General features: G+C 57.7%; 3 protein-coding genes, 1 pseudogene and 1 riboswitch. All 4 genes and pseudogenes read left to right on the top strand.

Going from position 1 to position 12,425, the window contains the following annotated elements; all coding sequences use genetic code 11:
- Positions 1-121: 121 nt before the first annotated feature.
- The gene (locus AC3B8H_RS13105) at positions 122-5,287 is read left to right on the top strand and encodes an amino acid adenylation domain-containing protein (RefSeq protein WP_488441993.1); all 5,166 of its coding nucleotides are present in this window, start codon (positions 122-124) and stop codon (positions 5,285-5,287) included.
- 63 nt (positions 5,288-5,350) lie between these two features.
- Positions 5,351-10,363 carry an amino acid adenylation domain-containing protein gene (locus AC3B8H_RS13100; protein ID WP_488441992.1) on the top strand — a complete coding sequence of 1,671 codons (5,013 nt, stop codon included), beginning with the start codon at positions 5,351-5,353 and terminating at the stop codon, positions 10,361-10,363.
- Between the two features lies 1 nt (position 10,364).
- A complete protein-coding gene (locus AC3B8H_RS13095) occupies positions 10,365-11,372 on the top strand; it encodes an ABC transporter permease (RefSeq protein WP_488441991.1) in 1,008 nt (335 codons plus the stop codon).
- Between the two features lie 415 nt (positions 11,373-11,787).
- Positions 11,788-11,864: riboswitch (cyclic di-GMP riboswitch) on the top strand.
- Positions 11,865-11,887: 23 nt separating this feature from the next.
- Positions 11,888-12,425, top strand: a pseudogene (locus AC3B8H_RS13090) (hypothetical protein); the annotation flags it as partial.

Genomic DNA, 12,425 nt, shown 5'->3' with positions numbered 1-12,425 from the left:
TAGAGGTCGCCTTTACCGTGTTTTACCACGACGCGCCAATACGGCGGTCAACTTTACTTCGGCCGGCTTTAGCCGTCTTCGCGCTACATTTCGATCATACTTAATTTCCTACAAATTCATCATGGGGACGGATCTACAGTTTCCGGACGCGCGCGGCGAGATCAGCGAGGCTAGCGGCGTTTTAGCTCGGCTTGCCGGCGCGGGTTCCGGTTCTCGCCAGGCCGTATTGACCGAGTTCATTCGCGGCCTGTTGGTCGAGTTTCTCGAGTTGGACGGCCCTGGCGACGTGGCGGACGATCAAAACTTCGCCGCTTTGGGCGCGGATTCGATGCAGGCGGTCGATTTCAAGGTAGAGCTCGAAAAACGCTTGAAATGCGCGTTGCGATCGACGGTGTTGTTCGATTATCCCAGTCTGGATTTGCTCACGCGGTATTTGCTGGATGAGGTCTTGGTCTTCGCCGAGGTTTCTTCAGTTGACGATCCCTTGGATTCAATGCCGATACCTAAGGCGCGACAAGTGGCCGAGCTCGACCCGTTTGCAATCGCCGTGGTGGGTATGGCAGGGATATTTCCGGAAGCCGAGAATGCCGCCGCGCTGTGGCGGAAAGTCGTTTCCGGTTTGCCCTTGCAAGTCGCCAGCTATCCGGGAAAGTCGGAAATGACCTATGGTCGGGTCGATCCGGGCCGATTGCAGGCGCTGGAATGGTTGAAAATTTCGCGAACCGACTTCTCGGCGTTACCGCGCCGGGAGCAGTTGCTTTATCAATGCCTCGAAGACGCATTGCGAGACTATCGGCTGGAGCTGTCCGCGCTGATAAAAAGCACCACCGCCGTTTACATCGGCTGCCGGGATACGGTGCCGACGCCGGACGTGGCTTACCAAGTTCCACTCGCCAACAAGGTTTCGTTTCAATTAAACCTGAAAGGTCCCAGCGAAACCATCAACACGTTTTGCACCAGTGTCTACGTTGCATTGCATCGGGCGATACAAAGTTTGCGGGCCGGCGAATGCCAACAAGCGCTGGTCGGCGGTATCAACGTGATTGGCGGAGACGAATTTACCGAAGCCGCCCGGCAAGGTTTGTATCGAGACATTCTAAGTCCGGACAACCAGACCAAAAGCTTTGGCGATGCCGCCAACGGCTATTTGCGCAGCGAAGGGGCCGGGGTGTTAATCGTAAAGCCGCTGGCCGACGCGGTGCGGGACGGCAATACTATTCTCGGTTTGGTCAAGGGCTCGGCGGTTTATCACGGCGGCCGGGGTTATTCGTTCGAGGCGCCGAATTCGCAAGGGCTCAAGGAAGCGATACGCTTGTGCCTGACGCGTGCCGGTCTGGACTCGGATTCAATCGACTACGTCGAAGCGCACGGCATCGGCAACCTGATGGCCGATGCGCTGGAATTGGGCGCTATCGATCAAGCCTACCGGCAGGCCAGCACCGATTCACGCAAACGCTGGCATATCAGCAGCGTCAAGCCCAGCATCGGCCATCCTGAAGCCGCTTCGGGTATCGCATCGATCATCAAGGTATTGAAAGCGTTCGAGCACGGCGTACTGCCGGGCGTGGCCGGCCTGGAAGCGGTCAATAGCGACTTTCCCGCCGGGCACGCCTTGACGCTGCAACACGAAAATTGTCCTTGGCCCGGCTCCGGCCGGCCGAAACGGGCGGCGTTGAATAGTTACGCCATCGGTGGGGTAAACGCCCACGTTGTGCTCGAGGAATACCGGCCCGATGCCGAGGCGCTGCCAGGCGCCGCCGGTCATTCAGCGCCGGTGGCGGCAAACCCGCTGGATGGCTTGAGCCTGGACAGTCCGACCTTGACGGTCGTTGCCAAACTGGTGAAGGACATATTTAAGCTGGACATGGCGGCGCTCGATTTGTCGCTGTCCCTGATCGATTACGGCTTCGATTCGATCGACGTGGTGCAGTTCGTCGGCCGTTTGAACGAGTCTCTGGATTTGGACATCAAGTTCAGCCAAGTATTGGGCATTGACGATTTCGCCGGCTTCTTCGAATTGTTGGCTAGGCAACAGCGGCAAAAACGCCAGGTGGCGCATGACGCCGGCAGCGCGCAACCGCTAAGTTTGTCGTCGGAGATGCGCGGTCCGTTGTCCGAAGTGCAAAAAGGTCTTTGGTACGTCAACCAACTCGCACCGGAGTCGATAGCCTTTAACGTACCGTTGACGTTTAAAGTGCCCGGCGGCATTGACGTCCCGGCGTTAGAGCAAGCTCTCGCCGCGATGTTGGCGGAGTATCCGTTGCTCGGGGCGGCGATTTGCCAGCGGAACGATACCGGCGATAGCGAGCAAGTCATTCGGCCCATCGGCGACGGTCCGCACTGCCATGAAATTCGCCTCGAGTCCGGGGCCATGCTGGAAGTCTGTCTGTGGGAACTGTTAAGACAGCCGTTCGAGCTGTCCAAGGATGCGTTGGTCCGGCTCTATGCCATCGACGCGGCGGACGACGGCGCTTACGTGTTTTTTGTAATCCATCACATCGTCTTCGACGGTACCTCCGGCGCCTTGTTCATCGCGTCGTTCTGGCGAAAATATCATGCCTTGTTGGCTGGCGAGACCTTGGTTCTCCAAGCCCCGGATTTGGCTTTTCTGGATTACGTCGCATGGGAGCGCCGCTATCTGGCCGGTAACGCCGGAGACGAAGATAGGCGTTGGTGGCGTGAATTACTGGCCGATCAACCGGCGACCTTAAATTTGCCCTATGACCGTTTGCCGCAAGCCAGTTTGTCGGCCGACGGCATCGGCTGCCAAAAGTTTACCTTGGACGACGCGATGTTGGGGGCACTGAAGCAATTGGCGGCCCGCAATAAAACCAGCTTGGCGGTGATGTTCCTGGCCGCGTTCCAGGTTTTTTTGAACAAGCTAACCCAGGAATCGGCGCTGGCGGTTACCACGCCGGTGCGCGGGCGGCCCAAGCAGGCGCACGAGCAGAGCATCGGTTGCTACATCAACGTAATGGTCGTGCCTGGCGCGATGCAAACCGAGTTGGCTTTCGGGCAATGGGTCCAAAAAGCTCGGCAACAATTTTTCGATTGCCTGGACCACGCGCACTATCCGTTTCCCAGGCTGTTGGCGGATTTGGGATTAAATCTGGCCAACCCAAAGGAAAATCCGTTTCCGGTGTCCTACACCTATCAAAATTTCTTCGACGAGATGTTGAATAACGCCGACGCGTTGCAAGGCGTGGAGACCTTGTACGAGGTGTTTCAACAAACCGAGGATCATTACACGCTGGAAATTTACGATTTCCGGCAGAGCCTGCAGGTCAATATCAAGTACAAACGCAGTTTGTTCGACGACGCCACGATCGCGCGGCATCTGGCTTGTTTCAAACAGTTGTTGACCAGCGTAATCACCGACCCGGAGCAGGCTATCGGCGGCATCGAGATGGTTCCGCCGGCGGAAAGGCAGCGCTTGTTGAGCGATTTCAACGCGACGCGGACCGCGCCGCACGGTGATTTTTGCATCCACGACCTATTCGTCCGCCAAGCCTTGAAAACCCCCGAGCAAGTGGCGGTGATCGGCGAGGAGAGTTCGCTCAGCTACCGGGAACTGCACGAGCAAAGCGACCGGCTGGCCATCTATCTGCAACAGCTAGGCGTCCAGGCCGATACCATCGTGGCGGTGTGTTTGCGGCGTTCGCCGCTGATGCTGGTGGGTTTGCTCGGCATCCTCAAGGCCGGCGGCGCCTATCTGCCGCTGGACGCCAATACGGCTGTCGAACGTAGCAAGGTCTTGTTGTTGGACAGTGGGGCCAAGCTGTTGTTGACCGAAGCCGGCTTGATCGACGGCTTGGCTGAAATCCGCACCGGTCTGGCGATTCAGACCGTGGCGCTGGATAGCGACTGGCCGTTGATCGCCCAAAGCACCGGGCAACCGCGCCCCAGCGCGGCTCCCGAGCATCTGGCCTATCTGATCTATACCTCCGGTTCCACCGGCCAGCCCAAAGGGGTGATGGTCGAACACCGCAACGTGGTCAACCATAATCTGGCCGTGATAGCCGCCTACAGCCTCAGCGAGCGCGACCGGGTGTTGCAGTTTTCGACGATCAGCTTCGATATCTTCGTCGAGGAAGTGTTTCCGACCCTGCTCAGCGGCGGGGCGGTGGTGATGATGGACGGCGAGCGCTTCACCGATGTGGCTTACTTAAAAAGCCTGCTGCAACGCCACCGGGTCAGCCTGATCAACCTGCCCACCGCCTACTGGCATACGCTGGTGGACCAAGACTTCAGCGACACCGCGCTGAGTCGGGTGGTGATCGGCGGCGAAAAAGCCGAAGCGCAAAAACATCGGGTCTGGCGGCAACGCAACCCCAACATCGCGGTGATCAACACCTACGGCCCGACCGAAACCACCGTCATTTCGTTGCTGCACCCGATAGACCCGGCCCACGATCCCGACCAAGCGATACCGCTCGGCAAGCCGCTGGCCAACACCCAAGTCTACGTACTGGACAGCGCACTCAAACCGGTGCCGATCGGCGTGCCGGGCGAACTGCACATCGCCGGTGCCGGCGTCGCCCGCGGCTATCTCAATCAGCCCGAATTGACCGCCGAAAAATTCATTGCCAACCCGTTCGGTGCCGGCAAACTGTATAAAACCGGCGATCTGGTGCGCTGGCTGGACGACGGCAACCTGGCCTTTATCGGCCGCCGCGACCATCAGGTCAAGATTCGCGGCTTTCGGGTGGAAATCGGCGAAATCGAAAATGCCTTGCTGAGCCATCCGAGTGTCCGCAACGCGGTCGTCGTTGCTCAGCCGCATACCGGCGGCAAACAGCTGATCGTGTTCTACCAACTGGTCCAGGCGCTTGAAGTAGCCGAGCTCAACCGATACTTACGCGGGCGTTTGCCCGATTACATGGTGCCGGCGGCCTGGATTGAATTGGAGGAAATGCCGCTTACCGGCAACGGCAAGGTCAACCGCAAAGTCCTGGAGGACAGGCCGGTCGAGCTGTCGCCTCGGACGCGTTACGTCGCGCCCAGCAATGCCGTCGAAGCGACCTTGGCGGACATTTGGCGGGACGTGTTGGGCCTGGACCAAGTGGGCGTGCAGGATAACTTTTTCACGCTGGGCGGGCATTCCCTGCTGGCGATCCAAATCGTGCTTCGCATCAAGGCCGCGCTGGGCGTGGAACTGCCGCTCAGCCGCTTTTTCGAGGCAGCGGATATTCAGCAACTGGCGCTGGTCATTGCCGGCAGCGCTCAAATCCAACAGGAAGATTCGCTGGCGGCTTACCTGGAGCGGCTGGAGGTCTTCGTTGTTTAAGCGCGCGACCATGGCGGAGCGCATTCGGCGTTACCGATTTTTGCCATTACCAAAACCAAGCACATGTTGAGTGAATTGATAGCCAAGGGCGCCCGGCTCAGCGCGACGTCCGCCGGAGAGTTGCGGGTCCAGGCAGGCCATGGCCAGTTGACCGAGGCGGTGAAAGCCGCGCTGACCGCCGATAAGCCCAATGTTCTAGCCTACTTGGCCGGCGACACCGTCGCCTGCCAGTCTTTTTCCCAGGAGCGCTTGTGGTTTCTGGACAGGCTGGGGTTCGGCGGCCAGTATCACGTGCCGGGTGTGGGGAAAATCGAAGGCCCGCTGGACATCGGCGCGCTGGCGAAAGCGCTGAACTGCATTTATGCCCGGCACGACGCGCTGCGGACCAATTTCACGGCGCTGGACAATATTCCGTTACAAAGAATTCACCCGGCCGCGGAAGTGGACTTCGAGCAACACGATCTCAGCCAGCTCGGCGGGAAAGCGCAACAGTGCGAACAAAAGCAACGGTTGAAAAGCTTTATCGAGCAGGCGTTCAACTTGGAGCATTCCGCGTTGTTCAGGGCGATGCTGTTGCGCCTGGATAGCGAAAGCCACGTGCTGGCCCTGTGTTTACACCACATCGTCACCGACGGTTGGTCGATGCGGGTGTTATTGAACGATCTGGCCGCCGCCTATGCCGCGTTTGTCGAAGGTCGGCAGCCGGCATTGCCCGCCTCGGCGGTGGACTATGCGCTGTTTGCCGGCTGGGAGCGTGAAACTCAAACCAACGCCAAATTGGCGCGGGAACTGGCTTACTGGCAACGCCAGCTAGCGGGTTACCAAAATCTGGAAATGCCGTTGGATTTTGCTCGACCCGCCGCCGCCAGCGGCAAGGGCGGCTATCTCCAATTCGATTTGAGCGCGGCCCAGGGGCAATCGATCAAACAAGCCGCGCGGGCCAGAAAAACCACGCCGTTTACCGTGTTCATGGCGGCGGTGTATCTGTTGTTAAGAAAATACAGCGGCCAGGACGACATTTGCTTAGGTCTGCCGGTGGCCAACCGCAATCAGCGTGAAATCGAAGACATCGTCGGCTTTTTCGTGAATACCGTGGTGATGCGCATTCGTCCCGAGGCGCAATCCAACTTGACGGTCGATGCGTTGCTGGATCATGTGCATCGCGTGATTGTTGACGGTCAGGACAATCAACACGTGCCGATCGAGAAAATTTTCGACCTATTGCAGCCGGAACGGGATTTAAGCCGCAGCCCGGTGTTTCAGGTGCTGATCAATTACACGCCGCTAAGGCTTGGCGCTGTGCCTTTCGGCAATTGCCGCTTGCAGCCGGTATTCGATTTCGAAATCAACGAAGCCAAGTTCGAGTTGACCTTTACCTATAACGAGTATGAAGACGATCATGCCGTGATTGGCGTCGAGTATGCCTCGGATCTGTATTTGCCGGCGACGGTGCAACGGATGACGGCGCATCTGTCTCGAATCATGGGTTTTTTGGTCGAGTCGCCGCACGGCACACTTACGGAGCTGGAACTGCTGGATGCCGACGAACAGCGCAAGATCCTGGACGATTGGAGCCGGACGGCCGGCAAGCCGGCCCCGGACGCCTGCCTCCACGACCTGTTCGTCCGCCAAGCCTTTAAAACCCCCGAGCAAGTGGCGGTGATCGGCGAGGATAAGTCGCTCAGCTACCGGGAACTGCACGAGCAAAGCGACCGGCTGGCCGTCTATCTGCAACAGCTTGGCGTCCAGGCCGATACCATCGTGGCGGTGTGTCTGCGCCGTTCGCCGTTGATGCTGGTCGGCTTGCTCGGCATCCTCAAGGCCGGCGGCGCCTATCTGCCGCTGGACGCCAATACCCCCGTCGAACGTAGCAAAGTCTTGCTGTTGGACAGCGGGGCCAAGCTGTTGTTGACCGAAGCCAGTTTGGCCGACGGCTTGGCTGAAATCCGCACCGGTCTGGCGATTCAGACCGTGGCGCTGGATAGCGACTGGCCGTTGATCGCCCAAAGCACCGGGCAACCGCGTCCCAGCGCGGCTCCCGAGCATCTGGCCTATTTGATCTATACCTCCGGTTCCACGGGCCAGCCCAAAGGGGTGATGGTCGAACACCGCAACCTGGTCAACCACAATCTGGCGGTGATAGCCGCCTACCAACTCAGCGGCAGCGACCGGGTGTTGCAGTTTTCGACGATCAGCTTCGATATCTTCGTCGAGGAAGTGTTTCCGACCCTGCTCAGCGGCGGGGCGGTGGTGATGATGGACGGCGAGCGCTTCACCGATGTGGCTTACTTAAAAAGCCTGCTGCAACGCCATCGAGTCAGTCTGATCAACCTGCCCACCGCCTACTGGCATACGTTGGTGGAGCAAGACTTCAGCGACACCGCGCTGAGCCGGGTGGTGATCGGCGGCGAAAAAGCCGAAGTGCAAAAGTATCGGGCCTGGCGGCAACGCAACCCCAACATCGCGGTGATCAACACCTACGGCCCGACCGAAACCACGGTGATCTCGTTGCTGCACCCGATAGACCCGGCCCACGATCCCGACCAAGCGATACCGCTCGGCAAGCCGCTGGCCAACACCCAAGTCTACGTGCTGGACAGCGCACTCAAACCGGTGCCGATTGGCGTGCCGGGCGAACTGCACATCGCCGGCGCCGGTGTCGCTCGCGGCTATCTCAACCAGCCCGAATTGACCGCCGAAAAATTCATTGCCAACCCGTTCGGTGCCGGCAAGCTCTATAAAACCGGCGATCTGGTGCGCTGGCTGGACGACGGCAATCTGGCCTTTATCGGTCGCCGCGACCATCAGGTCAAGATTCGCGGCTTTCGGGTGGAAATCGGCGAAATCGAGACTGCGCTGGCCAGGCATCCCGCTGTCAAACTGCCGGTGCTGATCGTCAGCGAACACCAGAATAACAAACAACTGGTGGCTTTTTATACCCACGACGGCAATCCGCCCGAGCAGGAGGCGCTGAAAGCGTTTTTGCGCGAAACCTTGCCGGAATACATGGTGCCGCTGGCGCTGATTGCCGTCGAGGTTTTGCCGATGACGGCGGGCGGCAAAATCGACCGGAACGCTCTGGCGCGGCAAGCTAGCGGCGTGCAGACCGGCAATGCCGATTTTAGTCCGCCGCGCGGCCAACTGGAGCAACAACTGGCCGAAATTTGGCGGGCGCTGTTGAACATCGAGCGGGTCGGCGTGAACGATAATTTTTTTGAATTGGGCGGCCACTCCTTGCTCACCGTGCAACTGATTAGTCGCATCAATGCCATTCTCCCCGACAGCTCGCTGAATCTCGCCGATATTTTCAAATATCCGACGATAAAAGCGTTGACCCATTACCTAGAGCGCCCGATGGAAAAACTGACCAATTCAGCGTATTTGCTCAATCTGCGTTCGGGGATTCCGACGTTTATCGTGCCGGGCATGCCCGGCTTGAGCGACGGCTATTTCGAACTGGCGGAGTGCTTGAAGCGGGAAGGGCCGGTTTACGGCTTGCAAATGAAAGGCTATAGCGACGAGCCGCCAGCGACGACGGTCGAGGACATGGCCGCGCACAATATCGCCCAGATCGAACGCGTTTGGCCGCAAGGGCGAATTAATTTGTACGCGCACAGTTACGGCGGCACCGTGGTCTACGAAATGCTGCGCCAGTTGCAAGATTCTGCGTACGAAATCGGCGAAGTGGTATTGATCGATAGCGGTTTGTTGCTGCGGCAAAGCAGCGTGGACAAGGCCTCGGTCAAGGCATTCTGCAACTTCATGCTGACTAACGCCGGTATTTCGCCCGAGCCCTATCGCGGCGCGATCGCCGAGATTTTAAAAACCAAGCCCTATGCGGAGTGGAAAGACGGCTTTGCGTCGTTATTGGCGGACATCATTCCGAATCTGGACGCCGGGCATTTTCGGAAAATCTGGCAAGTGACCGAGGCGTCGATTACCGTCCATTATCGTTACACCACCAAGTTGCCGTATTGCGTAACGCTGGTGATAGCGGAAGGCAGTAAAGGTTGGTTGGCGGCCAACGAGTGGAACGATTACTACCATACCGTCAATGTCATCAAGGCCAAAGGTGAGCATTTCACGGTGGTCAAGCAGCCGTATTGCGCGGCTTGGTTGCGAGACCTGAGTCCCGAGCCGGCCGCTCAACCGTTAACGCTGGCCGCGTCGCCGCTGGCCGAGCCGGACCAGACTAGTAGTCTGCTGAGCGTCAGAGGCTTGGAGAAACACTATGGCGAAACGACGGCGGTTGCCGGCGTCAGTTTCGAACTGCAAGCCGGGACGTGCTTTGGCTTGCTGGGGCCGAACGGCGCCGGCAAGACCTCCACGCTGGAAATGCTGGAGGGCATACTCAAGCCGAGCAAAGGGGACATCCTGTTTCGCGGCAAACCGATCGATAGAGGCTACAGCCAGCACATCGGGATTCAGTTTCAACATACCGCCTTGCCGGAAACCTTGACGGTGAAGGAATGCTTGCAACTGTTTCAGAAGCTGTACCCGCGCAGTCTGCCACTTGACGATATTATCGAGGCCTGCGCGCTAGGGGACTATATCAACCGCGATTCCCGCAAGCTGTCCGGCGGCCAGCGGCAACGCTTGTTGCTGGGCATCGCTTTGATCAACGATCCGGACATTTTGTTTCTGGACGAACCCACCACCGGTCTGGACCCGCAGTCTAGACACAACTTCTGGAATTTGATTCGGGACATCAAACAGCGCGGCAAGACCATCGTCCTGACCACGCATTACATGGAGGAAGCGGAGCAGCTTTGCGACGAAATCGCGATTATGGATCAAGGCCGGATCATCGTGCAGGACACGCCGGATAACCTGTTGCAGGAGCATTTCGACGGCGTGCTGATCCGTCTGCCGCGGGCCAGCGGGCTGGCGGAGCTTCCAGGCTTGCCGTTCGCGGTGAGTGCCGGCGCCGAAACGGTGGAGTTCGTCACCGCCAATGTGGAAGCGGCGATAGCCCAACTGACTCGACTGAATATCTCGTTGGAAGGTTTGACGGTAGCGACGCCGAATCTGGAAAACCTGTTTCTTAAATTAACCGGCCACTCATTGAGAAGTTGAGATGAAGCATTTTTTGGCATTGCTAAAAGCCCGCAATATCGAATTGATCCGCGACAAAGCCACCTGGGTCTGGAATTTCGTGTTTCCGGTGGTGTTGATCGTCGGCATAGCGGCGATATTCGACGACAAGGATACCGCGCTGTTCAAAGTGGGCGTGGTCGGCGAAGCCAGCTCGCCGATCGCCGCATTCAAGACCACCCAATATTTGCAATTTATAGACTACCCCGAGCTGGATAAGGCGCTAGCCAAACTGCAGCACCACCAGTTGGACATGGTGGTCCGGGGTGGCTCAGAAGACGGTTACTGGATCAACGACAGTGCCGCGCAAGGCTACCTGTTGGAAAAAATCCTATTGGCCGACGATCAAACTACGACCTGGAAAAAGCAAGTGGTTTCCGGGCGGCAGGTGCGCTACCTCGACTGGGTTTTGCCTGGCATTCTAGCCATCAACATCATGCACAGCAGTCTGTTCGGCGTCGGTTTCACCATCGTCAGATACCGTAAAAACGGCGTGCTTAAACGCTTGAAAGCCTCGCCGGTCAACGCCTTCGAATTCCTGTCGGCGCAAGTCGCCAGCCGGTTGGCGATGTTGATGCTGGCGATTGTGCTGCAATTTGTGGCGATGCACGCCTTGTTCGATTTTTTAGTCCAGGGTGCTTTTGCGCTGTTGGCGCTGATTGCGGTACTCGGTTCGGTAACCCTGATCAGCCTCGGCTTGTTGATGGCCAGTCGAACGAGTAGCGAAGAATTGGCCTTGGGCATCCTGAACCTGCTGACCTTGCCGATGATTTTGCTGTCCGGGGTCTGGTTTTCGCTGGAAGGCGCGCCGGCGCTGTTGCAGAACCTGACGCTGATTTTCCCGCTGACCCACATGCTGCAAGCCGCGCGGGCCGTGATGATCGACGGTGCCGGATTAAGCGATATTGCGCCGGCGTTATTGACGCTGTCGGCGATGACCTTGCTGTTTTTAACAACCGCCGCGCTGCGATTTAAATGGGTGGAAGATTAAGCCGCGGGGTTTCACGCGCCGCGACGCCGCCGTGCGGCTCGATATTTCTGGTGGCGAAGCGCGGGCTTGGGGATGCGTGAACTTGCCGCTAGTTTGGGTCACCGGTTTGAATAGGTGATTTCACGCAGCTACTGAGGCAAATCACTTGCTTTATCTGTTTTCGGCCGTCGGTAAATATGTTAGTCAATGATAAATAAAGAATTTTTATTTGGCCTGGTCCTTGCTGTTAGATAAGCAATTCGGAAGACGACAACAGGTTGGTGTGGTCAGGTAAGCGATTCGGTTCGCTATCTTTGGAGCAAGAATCGTCGGAATTCGAATTTAGGTAGTCGCCGAAACGGGCAAATGCACGGCTCGGAAAAGTCGCTGGATAGAGGAAACTTCGCTCAAGGAATTGGGCGATGCCGCAAGGAGGCGGCCACTAAGCCACATCCGCCGCGAGGCGGAGCCGGAAAGCCACGGGTCTTGGAGAAAGACAGCCGGGCCGCCTCCAATTTCAGGCCTAACATTAGGATGTGACTGATTTCCATCCAGATGGCAGCCTAATTTTGTCGAGTGAACCAATCTTAGATCATCTTGTAAGGAAAACAATGAATATCCAAAAGAAACAAAGCTTTAAAGCGAGCTATGCCGGCGTTCTAGCGATTAGCGTGTTCGGCGGCGGGATGTTGTTGGCGAGTAACGCTAACGCGGCCCTGGTTAGTGGCGTTGCGAATTTGACTATCGACAATTCCGCGCTTACCTCGGCGATTGGTGGCAGCGAAGGCTGGTATATCGCCAATTATTGGGACGAGAGTTATAACTCAATGCTGATCGATCAAGACGCTTCTGGTGGTATTGCGCTTAGCCCGACCGAAACCTTCAGCGTTTCGCTGCCGGTAAATACCAACACCACCACCATCAGTTACGGGGTAAACCGAAAGCAGCACGCCACGACGATGGACGCCAGCAACACGGCGGTCGGTCGAATCGGCTTAAGCGGCGCATTTCGGATGGAACCCGCGGGTGGCGGTACTTATTTGAACCCATCTGACTTCTTTCTGATGAAAACCG

The sequence above is a fragment of the Methylomonas sp. BG-2 genome (genome assembly GCF_057766305.1).
Note: the sequence above shows the minus strand (reverse complement) of the source record. Positions and strands in the feature narration are given on the sequence as shown.

Coding starts and splice junctions, on each gene's coding strand:
- AC3B8H_RS13105 (WP_488441993.1), top strand. CDS start 122: ATGGGGACGGATCTACAGTTTCCGGACGCGCGCGGCGAGATCAGCGAG.
- AC3B8H_RS13100 (WP_488441992.1), top strand. CDS start 5,351: ATGTTGAGTGAATTGATAGCCAAGGGCGCCCGGCTCAGCGCGACGTCC.
- AC3B8H_RS13095 (WP_488441991.1), top strand. CDS start 10,365: ATGAAGCATTTTTTGGCATTGCTAAAAGCCCGCAATATCGAATTGATC.